At 62.3% G+C, this 15,827-nt stretch carries 16 protein-coding genes; 2 read left to right on the top strand and 14 right to left on the bottom strand.

Annotated elements, in window-relative coordinates:
• Positions 1–5 precede the first annotated feature (5 nt).
• From H1S03_RS07640 to H1S03_RS07610, 7 genes are read right to left on the bottom strand one after another with little or no spacing between them, the layout of a single operon-like run.
• Positions 6–767, bottom strand: coding sequence for an enoyl-CoA hydratase/isomerase family protein (locus H1S03_RS07640; protein ID WP_185803889.1), 762 nt, complete (start codon positions 765–767; stop codon positions 6–8).
• Entirely contained in the window at positions 764–1,099 is a 336-nt protein-coding gene (locus H1S03_RS07635; RefSeq protein WP_249777848.1) for a MaoC/PaaZ C-terminal domain-containing protein, read from the bottom strand. Before H1S03_RS07635 ends, H1S03_RS07640 begins: the two co-directional genes overlap by 4 nt.
• Position 1,100: 1 nt before the next feature.
• The gene (locus H1S03_RS07630) at positions 1,101–3,182 is read right to left on the bottom strand and encodes an acetate--CoA ligase family protein (RefSeq protein WP_185803888.1); all 2,082 of its coding nucleotides are present in this window, start codon (positions 3,180–3,182) and stop codon (positions 1,101–1,103) included.
• Entirely contained in the window at positions 3,179–4,324 is a 1,146-nt protein-coding gene (locus H1S03_RS07625; RefSeq protein ID WP_185803887.1) for a thiolase, read from the bottom strand. Before H1S03_RS07625 ends, H1S03_RS07630 begins: the two co-directional genes overlap by 4 nt.
• Positions 4,321–4,695 (bottom strand): Zn-ribbon domain-containing OB-fold protein, encoded by a 375-nt coding sequence (locus H1S03_RS07620; RefSeq protein WP_185803886.1) that lies wholly within the window; start codon positions 4,693–4,695, stop codon positions 4,321–4,323. The genes H1S03_RS07625 and H1S03_RS07620 overlap by 4 nt, the downstream gene beginning before the upstream one ends.
• The gene (locus H1S03_RS07615) at positions 4,692–5,126 is read right to left on the bottom strand and encodes a PaaI family thioesterase (RefSeq protein ID WP_185803885.1); all 435 of its coding nucleotides are present in this window, start codon (positions 5,124–5,126) and stop codon (positions 4,692–4,694) included. Before H1S03_RS07615 ends, H1S03_RS07620 begins: the two co-directional genes overlap by 4 nt.
• Entirely contained in the window at positions 5,123–6,289 is a 1,167-nt protein-coding gene (locus H1S03_RS07610) for an acyl-CoA dehydrogenase family protein (RefSeq protein ID WP_185803884.1), read from the bottom strand. Before H1S03_RS07610 ends, H1S03_RS07615 begins: the two co-directional genes overlap by 4 nt.
• 93 nt (positions 6,290–6,382) lie before the next feature.
• Between H1S03_RS07610 and H1S03_RS07605 the strand changes: the two genes are divergently transcribed.
• Both H1S03_RS07605 and H1S03_RS07600 read left to right on the top strand, forming a co-directional pair.
• Positions 6,383–7,156, top strand: a complete 774-nt coding sequence (locus tag H1S03_RS07605) for an IclR family transcriptional regulator (protein ID WP_185803883.1) — start codon at positions 6,383–6,385, stop codon at positions 7,154–7,156.
• A 28-nt stretch (positions 7,157–7,184) separates the two neighbouring features.
• Positions 7,185–8,105, top strand: coding sequence for an SDR family NAD(P)-dependent oxidoreductase (locus H1S03_RS07600; RefSeq protein WP_185803882.1), 921 nt, complete (start codon positions 7,185–7,187; stop codon positions 8,103–8,105).
• 63 nt (positions 8,106–8,168) lie between these two features.
• Here the strand turns inward: H1S03_RS07600 and H1S03_RS07595 are convergent, their stop codons facing one another.
• The 7 genes from H1S03_RS07595 to H1S03_RS07565 form a co-directional block, all read right to left on the bottom strand.
• The gene (locus H1S03_RS07595; RefSeq protein ID WP_185803881.1) at positions 8,169–8,438 is read right to left on the bottom strand and encodes an I78 family peptidase inhibitor; all 270 of its coding nucleotides are present in this window, start codon (positions 8,436–8,438) and stop codon (positions 8,169–8,171) included.
• Between the two features lie 135 nt (positions 8,439–8,573).
• Entirely contained in the window at positions 8,574–10,517 is a 1,944-nt protein-coding gene (gene acs, locus H1S03_RS07590) for an acetate--CoA ligase (protein WP_185803880.1), read from the bottom strand.
• A 54-nt stretch (positions 10,518–10,571) separates the two neighbouring features.
• The gene (locus H1S03_RS07585; RefSeq protein ID WP_185803879.1) at positions 10,572–11,321 is read right to left on the bottom strand and encodes an ABC transporter ATP-binding protein; all 750 of its coding nucleotides are present in this window, start codon (positions 11,319–11,321) and stop codon (positions 10,572–10,574) included.
• 9 nt (positions 11,322–11,330) lie between these two features.
• Positions 11,331–12,089 carry an ABC transporter ATP-binding protein gene (locus H1S03_RS07580; protein ID WP_166190158.1) on the bottom strand — a complete coding sequence of 253 codons (759 nt, stop codon included), beginning with the start codon at positions 12,087–12,089 and terminating at the stop codon, positions 11,331–11,333.
• A 12-nt stretch (positions 12,090–12,101) separates the two neighbouring features.
• Complete coding sequence (locus H1S03_RS07575) at positions 12,102–13,295, bottom strand: branched-chain amino acid ABC transporter permease (protein ID WP_166190156.1); 1,194 nt, start codon at positions 13,293–13,295, stop codon at positions 12,102–12,104.
• A 3-nt stretch (positions 13,296–13,298) separates the two neighbouring features.
• Positions 13,299–14,327 carry a branched-chain amino acid ABC transporter permease gene (locus H1S03_RS07570; protein WP_185803878.1) on the bottom strand — a complete coding sequence of 343 codons (1,029 nt, stop codon included), beginning with the start codon at positions 14,325–14,327 and terminating at the stop codon, positions 13,299–13,301.
• Between the two features lie 63 nt (positions 14,328–14,390).
• Positions 14,391–15,734: a substrate-binding protein gene (locus H1S03_RS07565; RefSeq protein ID WP_166190152.1), complete on the bottom strand. Its 1,344-nt coding sequence runs from the start codon at positions 15,732–15,734 to the stop codon at positions 14,391–14,393.
• Between the last annotated feature and the right edge of the window lie 93 nt (positions 15,735–15,827).

Raw genomic sequence — 15,827 nt, 5'->3', positions numbered from 1 at the left:
GGCGCCTAACGCCCCTTGTAGTTCGGGGCGCGTTTTTCCAGGAATGCCGCGCGACCCTCGGCAGCGTCGGCGCTGTTTAGAAGAATCGGCTGCAAGCTATGCTCATAGTCCAGTGCGGCGCTAACGTCACGTGCGAACCAATCGTTGATGAACTGCCGTGGCAGCGGCGCACCGGCAGCTTCTTGCGCCGCAATGGTACAGGCAAGTTCCAATGCGCCGCCGGCCTCCGCAACTTCATCGACAATGCCGATTGCCAACGCGTCCTCCGCCCCGATCGGGCGATTGTTCAGGATGATCCGGCGGGCACGCGCCGGGCCGACCCGCGCAGGCAACGTTCCCAACAGGCCCATGTCGGGGATCAGGCCCACCTTGGTAAAGCTGGTCACGAATTTCGCATCGCGGGCCGCAACGACCGTAGGGCACGCCACTGCGACCGAGAAGCCGCCCCCCGCAGCCCACCCTTCGACCGCTGAGACCAAGGGCTTGGAGAAGCGAACCATCCGTTCGACCATATCCTTGACGCATGCAAATCTTTCGCGCTGTTCGGCCATGCTGCGATCACGCTGGTCGCGGACATCCCCGCCGGCCGAAAATTGCCCACCCGCACCGGTCAGCACGACGGCACGAATGGTATCGTCACCCTCGGCCTGCGACAGCGCGGCCACTATGGCGCGGCGTACTTCATGCCCGATCGGATTGCGGCGCTCGGGCTGGTTCAGCGTGATGACCATCACGCCGGTGTCGCGTATGTCTGTCTTGACGGTCATGCCGCATCCCTCCTGAGCTTGAACAATCCGTTGCCGATGGCGATCTTGTCGCGTTCGACGACACGGGTTCGGAACGACCCGTCGTTCCAGATTTCCGTGCGCAGCGTCTCACCCGGGAAAACATGCGCAGTAAATCGTCCGTCCATCGAGCCGAAGCGTGTTGCGCCATAGGAGCACAGAACCGCCAGCAAGGCCTGCGCCGCCGCGCCAAAGGTACACAGCCCGTGCAGGATCGGGCGCTCGAACCCGGCCTTTTGTGCGACACGAGGGTCCATGTGCAGCGGATTCGTGTCGCCGTTCCAGCGGTAGTAGAGCGCCTGCTCGATCGCCATGTCAGCGGTCCTCCATTTCGATCACCGCGTCCAGCGCATAGGCCCCCTCGGCCAGGGCCAGCACAGGGTTGAGGTCGACCGAAACCAGACGATCCCCTGCCCCGGCGGCGAACATCGACAATTGCGACAGCATCTGCGCCAGCGCGTCGATATCCACCGCCGACTGCCCGCGCGCGCCCTTCAGGATTGAGGCCCCGCGAATGGAAAGGATCATCTCACGGGCCGATTCCGCACCGAACGGACAGGCCTGAACGGCAACATCGTTGAGCAGTTCGACGAAGATACCGCCCAGCCCGAAGACCGCCACCGGCCCGAACGCCGGGTCGCGGTTGATGCCCATCAGGCATTCGACGCCTCCCGACAGTTGCTTGGCAACCAACATTCCGCTGACCCTGGCATCCGGCGCATGTTTCGCCACCGCCGCGCCGATATCGGTATAGGCTGCACGAACCGCATCGGCATCGCCAAGGTCCAGTTTGACCGCGCCGATATCGGATTTATGCAAAATATCCGGCGAGAGGATTTTCATCACCACCGGATATCCGAATGTCCCGGCCGCGGCGACAGCCTCCTCGACGGTTTGCACGGCCTGCTCCGGGGCGCAGGCAATACCGCACCCGGCGAGGATTTCCTTCGCGCCAGCTTCGTCCGGTGTGGTGTCGGGCAGTGTTACCGGAGGCGCAGACGGGATGGCACGGGGCGTGGCCTGGCGGAAGCCGCAAATCGCATGGATCGCCCGCGCCGCGCGACACGGATCGTTGAAGATCAGAATGCCCTGATCGTCATATTCCTTGAGCACCTCCGGCTCTCCCAATGCGCAAAAGGCGATAATGCGGTCCGGGTACGCCTCACGCAGGGGTTTCACAGCCTTGAGGATGATATCCGACATCGCGGGGCTGCCCGCCACATAGGTAAAGAAGCACAGCACCGCGCCATAGCCCCCTTCCTCCAATGCGGCACGGGTGAACTTCTCCAGCAAGGACGGATCATTCAGCGCCTGCGCCGTACAATCGAGAGGATTGACCGGGGAGCCATAGGGCAGCACGGCCTTGAGGCGGGCCTGCGCCTCGGACGGCATGGGTGGCATCGCGAAACCGATCCGCTCCGCCTCGTCACTAATGACGATGCCGGCACCACCGCTGACGGTGATGACACCGAACGTATCGCGGGTGGGGAAGATCTTTCTGGAGGCGACATAGGCAATGTCCATCATGGCCTCGGAATCGCGCACGATGATGGCACCATGTGCCTTCAGCACTGCATCAGCGACGACCGCGTCACCGGTCAGCGAGGCCGTGTGCGAGGCGGCGGCCTGCGCCCCCACGATGGAGCGCCCCGATTTCAGCGCAATCACGGGCTTGCCAGCCGCGCGTGCCGCGTCGAGCGCGTCCAGCAGGGCCGGCGCATCGTTGACGGCCTCCATATAGGTGCAGATCACGTCGATGCCATCGCTCTGCGCCATCCAGCGGATCGCATCCGCGACGGTGATGTCCGCCTCGTTCCCCGTGGTCATCAGGATCGAGGATCCCAGCCCCCGATCCCGCGCCAAGGCACCCAGATGCGCCCCGAATGCACCGGACTGGCTGGCGATGCCGATATTGCCGGGCAATGGATACCCGGTGTCGAGAGAGGACGAAAACGTGCCGTAATAGCCGATATCGACATTGTAGACGCCCAGCGTATTCGGCCCCAGCAGGCGCATTCCGCAGGATTTCGCCAAGGCCACCAACTCACGCTGCGCGGCCTCGCCCTCCTCCCCGGTTTCTGCGAACCCGGCGGAAAACAGCGTCGCGGCCTTGCACCCCTTGCGGCCCAGCGCCACGATCGTTTCGGGCACCAGCTTGGCCGGGACGGCGATCAGGGCGGCATCCGGCGCAACCGGCAATGCGTCTATATCGGCATAGCAGGGCAATCCCTGCACGGTTTCCCGCTTGGGGTTCACGGACAGGATGCGGCCCTTGTATCCGGCCTTCAGCATCGCCGCGATGGGGCGGCCCCCGATGCGGGTGACATCCTCTGACGCCCCGATCACCGCAACGGATCGGGGGGTCAGCAATCCATCCACATGGCTCAGGTCCGTCATAATGCAGCCTCCGATCCCAGGATGGCAGTGCACTGGCTGGACAACGTGCCGCCGTTGCCGTGACACAGGGCCAGATTGCAGTCGTCAACCTGACGCTCCCCCGCGGTGCCGCGGATCTGCTCCACCGCCTCCGCGATCAGGAACAGGCCGTACATACCCGGATGAACGCAGGACAATCCCCCGCCATTGGTGTTCACGGCCAGTTCGCCGCCGGGTGCGATGCGGCCATCCTCGACGAACCGCCCGCCCTCGCCCTTGGGGCAGAAGCCGAGGTCTTCGAGGAACAGGATCGTGTTGATCGTAAACGCGTCATACAGCATCACGAGGTCCAGATCGGAGCGTTGCACGCCCGCCATCTCGAACGCGCGCGGGCCACTGTCCACGGCCGCCGTAGTGGTCAGATCCGGCATCGCAACGATGGAGCGGTGATAGTTCGCAGCGCCCGCGCCCATGAAATATACCGGTTTCGCGTGGTGATCCTTGGCGCGATCCGCGCGGGTCAGGATGACGGCGGCGGCCCCGTCCGTCACCAGACAGCAATCCGCCTTGGTCAATGGGTCCGAGATCATCCGCGAAGACAGCAAGTCATCCTTCGTCAGCGGCCCCCGGGCGAAGGCCTCGGGGTTCAGGTTCGCCCATCCGCGCGCCGCCAGTGCGACATCGGCCAGTTGCTCACGCGTGGTGCCGTACTGGTGCATGTGCCGGCTGGCGGCCAGCCCATAGGCCGTGATCGGATGCCGGGGATTGTACGGCGTCTCATGCCATTGCGGCTCGCTCATCGACACGAGGCGCCCGCCCGCCGTGCGCTGGTTCGAGCCATAGCAGACCAGCGCCACGTCACACAGGCCCGCGTCCAGCGCCATCGTCGCCTGTAGCAGATGCAATTCAAAGCTGGAGCCGCCGACATTCGTGCCGTCGAAGAATTTCGGCTTCAGCCCCAGATATTCGACCACACTCATCGTCGGAAACGCGTGCGAGGATGTCGCCGCGAACACCGCGTCCACGTCCTGCAACTTCAGGCCAGCATCGGCCACGGCTGCGACGGCGGCCTGCCCCAGCAGTTCCATTGCGGAATAGCCCGGTGCCTCTCCTATTCCGGCGGTGGCCATTCCGACGATGGCTGATTTTCCCCGCATGCTCATGCCGAGTCTCCTTTTGCCAGATCAAACACGACGCGCGGCGTCTCGCCTTCGTTCTCAATCCGCGCGGTCAGCCGGGATCCGATCTCGGCTGTTTCCACACCGGGCAGCGTGGACATCATGCGCACGCCCTCATCCAGATCGACCAGGGCCACGTTGCTCGATCCACTGCGGGTACGGTTGACAGTGATCGCATAGAGCGTTCCACCCCCGCCTGCCTCGACCCATTCCAGATCGGTCGCGCCGGTCGCGGTCGTCACGCGCGGATAGAACACGTATTCCCCTGTGGATTTCGCGCGTTGGATCATGAATTTCCCCTGTGCCAGGAAATCCTCGTATGTGGCCTGCGGGCCCTTGGTATCGGCTTGGGTCATTTGGATCGTTCCTCCGACCAGTTCAGGATCAGGTGAGTTTGGGTGGTCACGGCAACGGTCTTGCCATCGCCGCGCGTCATCGTGGTCTGCAACACGACAGTCGTGCGCCCCCGGTGCAGCGGCACACAATGGGCCGTCACAATGTCGCCAACGCTGACGCCGCGCAGAAAATTGGTCTTCGCCTCGACCGTCGTGTTGGATTTTTCCGCCGGAATGTTGATGAAAGCGAGCGTTCCGGCGGCATTGTCCGCCAGCGTCATCACCGCGCCGCCATGCAGCGCGCCGTTGCGATTGGTCAGATCGTCCGTCACCTTCATCCGGCAGATCACCTCGTCGGGGGTGACACTGACCAGCTCGATACCCGTTAGCACGGAATATGCGGATTGCGGCGGCATCTGGTCGAGCCTGCGTGGGGTGTTTTCGTTGCTCATGCCGCACGCTCCGCCAGGGTGCGCCGCCCAATGATCATCTGCTGGATCTGGCTGGTGCCTTCGTAGATCCGCAAGACGCGCACATCGCGGTACAGACGCTCGATATCATATTCGGCCATGTATCCCGCCCCGCCGTGAACCTGCAATGCGCGGTCGGCGATGCGGCCCACCGCCTCGGTGCAGAAATACTTGGTGCACGACGCCTGAAGAATGGCCTTCCCCTCTCGATCGAAGGTATCCGCCGTTGCCCTGACCAGTGCGCGTGCGGCGTGCAGATCGGCCTGGCAATCGGCCAGCAGGCCCTGAACCAGTTGATGCTCCCCGATCGGTTTGCCGAACTGCTTGCGATCCAGTGCATAGTCCGTGGCGATATCCAGCATTCGCTGCCCTTGCCCGACAGACATCGCGCCGACATGGATACGGCCCCGGTCCAGCACCTTCATCGCGGTACGGAAGCCCTGGTTCAGCTTGTCTGGCCCGCCCAGGATGGCGCTTTCGGGAATGCGCACATCGTCAAAAATCACGTCGGAGGTTTTCGCCCCGCGCTGACCCAGCTTGCGGTCCGGCCTGGCGACAGTGATGCCCGGCGTATCGGCCGGAACGAGGAAAGCGGTGACGCCGTCTGCGCCGGATTTGTCCGGGTCCGTCCGGGCGAACAGAGTGAAGACCCCGGCCTTCACCGCGTTCGTGATATAGCGTTTGGTGCCGTTGATGACGAAATCGGAGCCGTCGCGCCGGGCCGATGTGCGAATGCCCCCCGCGTCCGAACCGTTGTCAGGCTCCGTCAAGGCGAACGAGGTGATGACATCGCCCGCCGCGATACGATGCAGCCATTCGTCCTTTTGCTCGGGCGTGCCGTCCATCACGATGCCCTGCGCGCCGATCCCGACATTGGTGCCGATCAGCGACCGAAAGCTGAGAGAGGCGTAGCACAGGGTTTCGATCAGCACCGCCTCCTGACTGGCGCTGACGCCGATGCCGCCGAATTCCTGCGGTGTCGACAGACCGAACAGGCCCATATCCTTCATTTCCGCGACGATCTCGGGAGGGATTTCGTTTTCCTCCTCAACCTGACGCTCGGCCGGTATCAGTCTTTCCTTCGCGAATCGGTCCACCGCCGTCACCAACTGCGCGAATACGTCCTCTTCCACACCTGTCAGCATTTTTGGCTCTCCTCCTCCGAGGCGCGGAGTACGCACCTCTTGTCGTATCAATGAAATTCTGTATACTGAATATTATTCCATAAGGGAAATATCATGTCCGATCACCTTCGTCAAAAATTTGTTCCTGCGGTGCAGAACGCAACGGTGATCCTGCGGCTGCTGGCGTCCCAGGGGCGGCCCATGGGCGCGACCCAGATTGCGCGCGAGACAGGTCTGAACGTATCGTCGGCATTCAACATCCTGCGCACGCTGACCCACGAAGGGCTGGTCAGTTTCGATCCGCTGTCCAAGAACTACCTGCTGGGAATGGGCATCATGGAATTCGCGGCCCCCCTGCTCGGCGCAAATCCGACCCACCTGATACGTCCCTTGATGAACGAGATTGCGCAGGAGCATCAGGTGATGATCGCCCTGTGGCAGATCACGCAAAACGACCGGATCGTACTGATCGACCGCTTCACGGCGGAGCGGATCGTGCAGGCCGTCATCTCTCGCAACAGCCGACTGCCTGTTTTCGGCGGTGCCATCGGGCGGGTCTATGCCGCGGCGATGAACCTGACGGAGCAGCAGACCCGTACAGGGTATGACACCGTGCGCTGGCAGGATGCGCCGGGATTCGAGAGCTATTGGCAGGACGTGCAGACGGCGCGTGAAACCGGGCACGCCTATGATCGCAACCTTTTTCGCGGGCTCGAAATTGTCGCCACGCTCGCCTGCGATGCCGAGGGGACACCTCGCATCGGTATGAGCAGTATCACCATCGCCGGTCAGCAGGGCGCGGATAGCCTCGCCGCTGTGGCCTCATCGCTGAAGACGGCGGCCGAACAGATCGAACGCGGGGTCTTTGGCCGAAAGACCGAACCGTGATTTCAAACTTCAAACAGACGGAGGATACATGTCGGAACAACTCCCCCTTGATGGAAAAGTCATCCTGGTAACCGGAGCAGGCGGCGGCATCGGCCGCGCCCTTGCCATTCAGGCCGCGAAGGCCGGCGCCAGTGTCGTGGTCAATGACCTCGGCGCATCTTTGGACGGCAAGCGCGAGTCGAGCGAAGCCGCCGAAACCGTGGTCGCCCAGATCGAGAAGCTGGGCGGAAAGGCCGTTGCCAACGGCGACAGTGTGGCGGAGCCGGATGGCGCGAAGGCAATGGTCACGCAGGCGACCGACAGCTTTGGCAGGCTGGACGCCGTCATCAACAACGCCGGCATTCTGCGCGACTGCTTCTTTCACAAGATGACCTACGAGGATTTCGATGCCGTGGTTAAGGTCCACCTCTACGGTGCGTTCAACACCAGCCGCGCCGCAGCCGACGTGTTTCGTCAGCAGGAAAGCGGCAGCCTGATCCACATGACCTCGACCTCCGGCCTGATCGGCAATCTGGCGCAGGCAAACTATTCCGCTGCCAAGCTGGGGATAGCCGCGCTGTCGAAATCCATCGCGCTGGACCTCAAGCGCTGGAACGTCCGGTCGAACTGCATCGCCCCCTTCGCGTGGAGCCGCATGACCTCCTCGATCAAGGTGGACAGCCCCGAGCAGGAGGAGCGCGTCAACCGGATGAAGGAAATGGTGCCGGAGAAAATCGCCCCCCTAGCCCTGCATCTGGCCTCGGATGCGGGGGCAGACATCACCGGACAAATTTTCGCCGTGCGTCACAACGAGATATTCCTGATGTCGCAACCGCGTCCGGTGCGCTCCGTCCATAGCGGGGACGGCTGGGATATCGAAACTGTGCGCGATCGGGCCATTCCGGCTCTGCGGTCCAGTTTCCAGCCGCTCGACGTATCGGGCGACATCTTCTGCTGGGATCCGGTCTGACCAAACGATCCGGGGCGCGCGCGGGCGCGCCCCGATCAAATGCCGGTCTCGTTGTCGCCCCGATCAGCCGCAATAGACCTGCACGATGGTGCCGCTGTCATCGAGGGTGAAGTTCAGCCGCTCCGGATTGAAATCCATCGTCACGGACTGCCCCGGACGGATGATCCGCATGGGTGCGGGGAATGTCGAGCGTGCGAAAATCTCCTCGTTCTGCCCAATGAACTCATCGTATCCGGCAGGATCGCAGGTGGAGACCACGACCTCAGGCTCCACCGGCGGCGGCGGTGCACATGCGGCGAGGAGGAGTGCGGGAAGAATGAGAAACTGGCGCATGGAACGCTCCCGAAATTGTTGGGCGTGGAAATCACCGTACAGGATAAGGCGAAAGCACCGACTGTCCCGCGGAAATCAAAAATTATCCTCCAAACGAAAAGGGGCGCCGCAGCGCCCCTTCGATATATCAGAATGTCAGCCGTCGGCCCGGTTCGCGATCAGATCATCCACGACCGATGGGTCGGCCAAGGTGGATGTGTCGCCCAGCGCACCATAGTCGTTTTCAGCGATCTTGCGCAGGATGCGGCGCATGATCTTGCCGGACCGCGTCTTGGGCAGGCCCGGCGCCCACTGGATCACATCAGGCTTGGCAATCGGGCCGATCTCGGCACGTACGTGGTTCTGCAACTCGGCCCGCAACTCGTCCGATGGCTCACGCCCGTCCATCAGGGTGACATAGCAATAGATGCCCTGCCCCTTGATCTCATGCGGGAATCCGACGACCGCAGCCTCGGATACGGCGGAATGCGCGACGAGAGCGCTTTCAACCTCCGCCGTGCCCATCCGGTGACCGGAGACGTTGATGACATCGTCCACGCGGCCCGTGATCCAGTAGTAGCCATCCGCATCGCGGCGACAGCCATCGCCCGAGAAATAGTAGCCCTTGTAGTCTGCGAAATAGGTCTTCACGAACCGGTTGTGGTCACCCCAGACGGTGCGCATCTGGCCGGGCCAGCTGTCCTTGATGACCAGCACGCCCTCGGCCTCCGTCTGCGTCTGGATCTCACCGGTCGCAGCATCTAGGACCTCGGGCTGCACGCCGAAGAACGGCACCGTGGCAGAACCCGGTTTCGTGGGAATAGCGCCCGGCAGCGGCGTGATCAGGTGGCCGCCGGTCTCCGTCTGCCACCACGTGTCGACGATGGGGCATTTCCCCTTGCCCACGACATCGTTGTACCAGGTCCAGGCCTCGGGATTGATCGGCTCCCCCACGGTGCCCAGAATACGGACCGATGACAGATCGCAGCCCTCGACCCACTTCGCGCCCTTGCCCATCAGCGCACGGATCGCGGTCGGGGCGGTGTAGAACTGCGTGACCTTGTGCTTTTCGCAAACCTGCCAGAAGCGCGAGGCGTCCGGCCAGGTCGGCACGCCCTCGAACATCACGGTGGTCGCCCCGTTCGCCAGAGGACCGTAGACGATATAGCTGTGCCCTGTGACCCAGCCGACATCGGCGGTGCACCAGAACACGTCGCCATCGTGATAGTCGAACGTATACTGATGCGTCATCGCGGCGTAGAGCAGATAGCCGCCCGTCGTGTGCACGACCCCCTTGGGCATCCCGGTGGAGCCGGAGGTGTAGAGGATGAACAGCGGATCCTCCGCGTTCATCGGTTCCGGCGCGCAGGTGTCCGCGACGGACGCCTCGGCCTCATGCAGCCAGATGTCGTTCTCGGACCGCCAGGCGATCTGCTGGCCCGTCCGCTTGACCACCAGACATTGCACGCTGTCATCGCAATGCAGCAGCGCCTGGTTGACGTTGTCCTTGAGGTTCGTGGCCTTGCCGCCGCGCGGCGCCCCGTCAGAGGTGATGACCACCTTCGCCTGCGATCCGTTGATCCGGTTTGCCAGCGCGTCGGATGAGAACCCGGCGAACACGACGGAGTGGATCGCGCCGATCCGCGCGCAGGCCAGCATCGCATAGGCCGCCTGCGGTATCATCGGCATGTAGAGGATGACGCGGTCGCCCTTGCCCACGCCCAGATCCTTGAGCACATTGGCCATCCGACAGACATTCGCGTGCAGATCACGATAGGTGATATGCTGCGCGTCCTCCTGCGGGTCGTCGGGCTCCCAGATGATCGCGGTCTGATCCGGGCGGGTTTCCAGGTGCCGGTCGATGCAGTTCGCGGCAACGTTCAATTCGCCGTCCTCGAACCATTTGATCGAGACATCCGGGTAGGCGAAGGTCGTGTTCTTGATTTTCGTCGGAGCCTTGATCCAGTCGAGGCGCTTTGCCTCCTCGGCCCAGAACGCCTCCGGATCGGCAACGGACGCGGCGTATTTTTCCTTGTATCCCGCGGCATCGATATGCGCATTTGCGATCAGATCGGCGGCAGGTTCGTAGATATCCTTCATCGGATCCCTCCAGAACTTTTCTTGCGCTTCGGGACAGGGCCGAAGCGATGCAGGTCAAATGGCGAGGTATTGCTCACGCATGTCCTTGTTATCCAGCAGGTGCTGGGCCGTGTCATCATAGACAACAGTACCGGTATCGAGGATTATCGCCCGGTCTGCCAGCTTCAGCGCCGCCACTGCATTTTGTTCCACAATGACCGTGGTGATGCCCAGACTGCGAATTTCACGCAATGTGCGCTCGATTTCGTGGACGATCACGGGGGCCAGTCCCTCATAAGGTTCGTCCAGCAACAGCAACTTGATGTCACGGGCCAGGGCGCGACCGATGGCCAGCATCTGCTGCTCACCGCCCGACAGGGTGACACCCTCCTGCTTGCGCCGCTCACCCAGACGGGGGAACAACTCGTAGATACGCTCGATGGACCAGCCCTTGGGCGGGGCGATCTGGGCCAGTTGCAGGTTTTCCTCGACGGTCAGGCCCTGAATGATGCGGCGATCCTCGGGCACCAGTGCCACGCCGGCACGTGCGGCCTCATGCGCGCTCATCTCATGGAGAGGCTGGTGATCCAGCCAGATTTCGCCATGCGTGACCATAGGTGAGCCCGCCCGCGCAATGGCCCTGAGCGTGGAGGTCTTTCCCGCGCCGTTCCGCCCGAGCAGGGCGAGGATCTCGCCCTCCCGGATGTTCATGCTGATGCCCTGCACGATGTAGCTTTCACCATAATAGGCGTGCATGTCGACGCAGGAGAAATAGGCAGGCGAGGAAGGATGCTCAGGCGCTCTCAGAGTAGAAGTTTCAGTCATGTTTCGTCCTCACTCGTGCGCGTCGCCCAGATACGCTTCGCGCACCTTGGGGTTGCCCTTGATGTTGCTCGGGTGGTCCTCGACGATCACGTGACCCTGTGCGAGCACGCTAATCCGATCGGCGAGAGAGAACACGACGTGCATGTCGTGCTCGATGACCACGAAGGTGATCGGACGGCTGTCTGCGATCTGCTTGAGCAGGTCGATCGTCGCGTTCGTGTCCGCGCGCGCCATGCCGGCCGTCGGCTCATCCAGCAGCAGCAGCTTGGGGCTTTGCGCCAGGCACATCGCCATCTCCAGCCGCCGCTTGTCACCGCGAGACATGGCGGAGGCCACCATATGACGCTTTTCCAGCATTCCGACCTGACCCAGCATATCCTCGGCATGATCGCGAATGGCACTTTCGGCCTTCACCGCCGCGAAGGGGGACAGTTTGAACGCCCCGTCACGCTTGGCAAAGGACGGGATCATCACGTTTTCCAGAATGGTCAGATCGGTGAAGATCTCGGGCGTCTGAAAAACGCGGCTGACGCCCATCTGGTTGATCTCGTGCGGTTTGCGCCCGATCAGGCTCTGCCCGTCGAACATCACGGTGCCGGTGTCGGGCGTCAGCCGCCCGACGAAGCAGTTGAGCAGCGTGGACTTGCCCGCGCCGTTCGGTCCGATGATGGCGTGGACCGTGTTTTCCTCAACATTCAAGTTGACATCGTCGAGCGCCTGCAAACCGCCGAAGCGCTTGTTTACGTTCTGGACTTCGAGAATACCCATCGTCCCTCTCCCTTATTCCGCAGCGGTGGTCTTGCCACCCTGCACGTTGGAGCCGAGCTGTTCGAGGTCTTCCTTCTGACCGCGCCGCCCCAGATAACCGCCGATGCGGCGTGCGCCCTCGACCAGACCGCCGGGCAGGAACGTCACGACCAGCATGAAGACCAGACCCAGCGTCAGGTGCCAGCCATCACCGACGAATTTCGCCACGACCCATGTCAGCACGTCCGCCAGCCCGTCAGGCAGGAAATCGAACCAGCCATGCACGACGCCCTCGTTGAACTTGGACAGCTTGGCCTCGGCGAACTTGATGACGGTCGCACCGATGATCGGCCCCAGCAAGGTGCCCGCACCGCCCAGGATCGTCATCAGAACGATCTCTCCCGATGCGGTCCAGACCATGCGCTCCGCCCCGGCGAGGGGGTCCATGCAGGCCAGCAATCCGCCCGCCAGACCCGCATACATGCCGGAGATGACGAACGCCGCCAGCGTGTAGGGCCGGGTATTGACGCCGGTATAGTTCAGCCGGTTCTGGTTGGTCTTCACCGCCTTGAGCATCAGACCGAAGGGCGAGCGGAAGATGCGCATCGCGATCCAGAATGCCAGCACCAGAAACGCCGCCGAGAAGAAGTAGCCAAAGTTCAGCTGCACTTCGAGACCCAGGACATCGACCACGCGCGTCGCATTCATATCCAGACCGAACAGGTTGGGCGTCGGCAATTGGCCACTGGTGCGGGCACTGTCCAGAATCCGCGGATCGTCCAGCGCCAGTTGCAGACCTGTTTCACCGTTGGTGATCGGGGTCAGCACCGAATAGGCCAGCTTGTAGCTCATCTGCGCGAAGGCCAGCGTCAGGATCGAAAAGTAGATACCGGACCGGCGCAAGCTGACAAACCCGATGATGAGAGCGAACACGCCCGCGATCAGGATTGACAGGATCAGCGCCGGGATCACGTTCATGCTTAACAGCTTGAACATCCACACCGCCGAATAGGAACCGACCCCCAGAAAGGCCGCATGCCCGAAGCTGAGATAGCCGGTCAGGCCGAACAGGATGTTAAAGCCGATCGCCAGGATGCCGAAAATCGCGAAGAACTGCATCAGCGCAGGGTAGCCCGCCCCCAACGGTGCCGCGAGCAGCGGAATCAAGGCGACCACGATCACGAACAGGATCAGCGTCGTAGTGTCGGAGATCTTGGATCCGAACATGGCTCAGTCCTCCATCACGCCCGCGCGGCCCAGCAGGCCCCGGGGTCGGGTAAGCAGAATGATGACGGCGACGAGATAGATGATGATCTGGTCGATGCCCGGAATGATCTCCTTTACCTCGTTCATCGAGGCGAAGGATTGCAGGATGCCCAGCAGGAACCCCGCCGCCACCGCGCCGGGCAGCGAACCCATACCCCCAACCACGACCACGATGAAGCTCAGCACAAGGAAATCCATGCCCAGTTGATAGTTGGGTGACAGGATCGGCGTGTACATCACCCCCGCCAGACCCGCGACCGTGGCCGCCAGACCGAACATGAAGGTGAACCGCTTGTCGATGTCGATGCCCAGCAGGCCCACGGTTTCCCGATCCGCCATGCCGGCCCGCACGACCATTCCGAAGGTGGTGAATTGCAGAAAGGCAAAGACGCCACCGATGACCACCACCGCGAAGAAGAAATAGACGAAACGCCATGTGGGATAGGGCACCATGCCAGGCTCGAATCCCAGAACGACCCCGAAATCCATCATTCCGCGCAACGCGTCGGGTGCCGATTGCGAGATCGAGTTCGCGCCATAGAACGTGCGCACGATTTCCTGCAACACGATGGCAAGGCCGAAGGTCACGAGGATCTGTTCCGCATGGGGGCGGGAATAGAAATGCTTGATAAGCCCGCGTTCCATCACCACTCCGATGATGAACATGATCGGGATCGCGACGAGGATTGACACCAGCACCGAATAGTCGATCAACCACAGGCCGAAATCCCCGAACCATGCCTGAAGCACGGGCTCGCGGATTTCCAGCGGGGATCCCCAGGCCGTCGTTTCCGTCTCGGACAGGGTGACGCGTTCGAAGCTGAGCAGGTTGGTGAACGTAACGGTGACGAATGCGCCCAGCATGAACAATGCGCCATGGGCGAAGTTCACAACGCCGAGCGTTCCGAAAATAAGGGTGAGGCCAAGGGCGATCAACGCATATGCGGAACCCTTGTCGAGGCCATTGAGAATTTGCAGGACGATATCGCCCATCTGATGCTCCCGGTGTTGAATGAGGGGGATGGGCCGCCCCGAGGCAAGGCGGCCCGAAGGTGCTTACGCGCCCGGGTTGCACTCACCCAGCTCACCACCGGCGAACATGGGGTGATCGGGTGCATAGGTAACCTGATCGGCCGGGGTGACATCCACCACTTCCAGAAGGTCGAACTGGTTGGAGGGGTTGTCCTTGCCCTTCACCACCAGAACGTCCTTGAAGCACTGGTGATCGGCGGCACGATACAGGGTCGGCCCGTTGCCCATACCGTCGAACTCGAACCCTTCGAGGGCTTCGGCCACCGCGCACGGGTTGAAGTCGCCACCGCGCTGCACAGCATCCGCATAGAGCAGCGTCTGCACGTAGCAGGTATGCGCAGCCTGGGACGGCGGGAAGCCGTATTCCTGACCGAACGCGCGCACAAAGGCCTGCGAAGCCTCATCCTGAAGCGACCAGTGCCAGTTGGTGGAGCCGAAGATGCCCTTCACGTTTTCGCCCGCACCCTGCGCCATCAGGCGGGAGTAGAGGGGAACGACGATCTGGAAGTCCTTGCCGTTGACCTGACGGTCGCGCAGACCGAACTGAACCGCCTGCGTCAGCGAGTTCACCATGTCATTGCCATAGTGGTTCAGGATCAGCGTATCGGCACCGGAGTTCAGGATCGGCGTGATGTACTGCGAGAAATCGCCGGCGCCCAGCGGGGTGCGCACCTTGTTGATTGTCTCCCAGCCCAGATTTTCGGTCGCGGCCGCGATGGATTCTTCCTGCGTCCAGCCCCAGGTGTAATCTGCCGTCAGGTGATATGCCTTGCGGTCATTGCCATAGTTGGCCGACAGCACGGGTGCCAGGGCAGCCGCAGACATGTAGGCGTTGAAGAAGTGACGGAAGCCGTTCGCCTTCTTGTCCTTGCCGGTCGTGTCGTTCGAGTGGGTCAGACCCGCCATGAAGATCACGCCAGCTTCCTGGCACAGACCCTGAACCGCCACGGCCACGCCCGAGGACGAACCACCGGTGATCATGATTGCGCCGTCCTGCTCAATCATCGAGCGGGCAGAGGCACGCGCAGCGTCGGATTTGGTCTGCGTGTCGCCCGTAACATACTCGACCTTGCGACCCAGAATGCCGGTGCCGTCCAGCGCACGTGACGAGAAGGTGTTGAGCATTCCGCCGTCACCCTCACCGTTCAGGTGCTTCACGGCCAGTTGGTATGCGCGCAGTTCGTCCGCACCTTCGTCGGCATAGGCGCCGGACTGCGGCACGTTGAAGCCGAATGTCACGGAAGACGCGCCCGGCGCGTTGGTGAACGCGTTGGCCGCGGACGTGAAGAATGTCGGCGCTGCGAGAACGCCGCCAAAGGCCGCGCCAGTCTTGAGCACACCGCGACGGCTGAAGTTCGATTTCGACATGAGGTTCCTCCCTTTGTGTCGGATCGCCTGCGTCGGTCGTTCTTGATGCGACTGAACGGCACAGGCAGGCCATTTCTGACCTGACGTCACTAT

Origin of the sequence: Pontivivens nitratireducens, from assembly GCF_014235845.1 — a bacterium.
Lineage (GTDB): Bacteria > Pseudomonadota > Alphaproteobacteria > Rhodobacterales > Rhodobacteraceae > Pontivivens > Pontivivens nitratireducens.
Note: the sequence above shows the minus strand (reverse complement) of the source record. Positions and strands in the feature narration are given on the sequence as shown.

Excerpts from the sequence above, each read along its gene's own strand:
- H1S03_RS07640 (WP_185803889.1), bottom strand. The coding sequence starts at position 767 with ATGACCGTCAAGACAGACATACGCGACACCGGCGTGATGGTCATCACG.
- H1S03_RS07635 (WP_249777848.1), bottom strand. The coding sequence starts at position 1,099 with ATGGCGATCGAGCAGGCGCTCTACTACCGCTGGAACGGCGACACGAAT.
- H1S03_RS07630 (WP_185803888.1), bottom strand. The coding sequence starts at position 3,182 with ATGACGGACCTGAGCCATGTGGATGGATTGCTGACCCCCCGATCCGTT.
- H1S03_RS07625 (WP_185803887.1), bottom strand. The coding sequence starts at position 4,324 with ATGAGCATGCGGGGAAAATCAGCCATCGTCGGAATGGCCACCGCCGGA.
- H1S03_RS07620 (WP_185803886.1), bottom strand. The coding sequence starts at position 4,695 with ATGACCCAAGCCGATACCAAGGGCCCGCAGGCCACATACGAGGATTTC.
- H1S03_RS07615 (WP_185803885.1), bottom strand. The coding sequence starts at position 5,126 with ATGAGCAACGAAAACACCCCACGCAGGCTCGACCAGATGCCGCCGCAA.
- H1S03_RS07610 (WP_185803884.1), bottom strand. The coding sequence starts at position 6,289 with ATGCTGACAGGTGTGGAAGAGGACGTATTCGCGCAGTTGGTGACGGCG.
- H1S03_RS07605 (WP_185803883.1), top strand. The coding sequence starts at position 6,383 with ATGTCCGATCACCTTCGTCAAAAATTTGTTCCTGCGGTGCAGAACGCA.
- H1S03_RS07600 (WP_185803882.1), top strand. The coding sequence starts at position 7,185 with ATGTCGGAACAACTCCCCCTTGATGGAAAAGTCATCCTGGTAACCGGA.
- H1S03_RS07595 (WP_185803881.1), bottom strand. The coding sequence starts at position 8,438 with ATGCGCCAGTTTCTCATTCTTCCCGCACTCCTCCTCGCCGCATGTGCA.
- acs (WP_185803880.1), bottom strand. The coding sequence starts at position 10,517 with ATGAAGGATATCTACGAACCTGCCGCCGATCTGATCGCAAATGCGCAT.
- H1S03_RS07585 (WP_185803879.1), bottom strand. The coding sequence starts at position 11,321 with ATGACTGAAACTTCTACTCTGAGAGCGCCTGAGCATCCTTCCTCGCCT.
- H1S03_RS07580 (WP_166190158.1), bottom strand. The coding sequence starts at position 12,089 with ATGGGTATTCTCGAAGTCCAGAACGTAAACAAGCGCTTCGGCGGTTTG.
- H1S03_RS07575 (WP_166190156.1), bottom strand. The coding sequence starts at position 13,295 with ATGTTCGGATCCAAGATCTCCGACACTACGACGCTGATCCTGTTCGTG.
- H1S03_RS07570 (WP_185803878.1), bottom strand. The coding sequence starts at position 14,327 with ATGGGCGATATCGTCCTGCAAATTCTCAATGGCCTCGACAAGGGTTCC.
- H1S03_RS07565 (WP_166190152.1), bottom strand. The coding sequence starts at position 15,734 with ATGTCGAAATCGAACTTCAGCCGTCGCGGTGTGCTCAAGACTGGCGCG.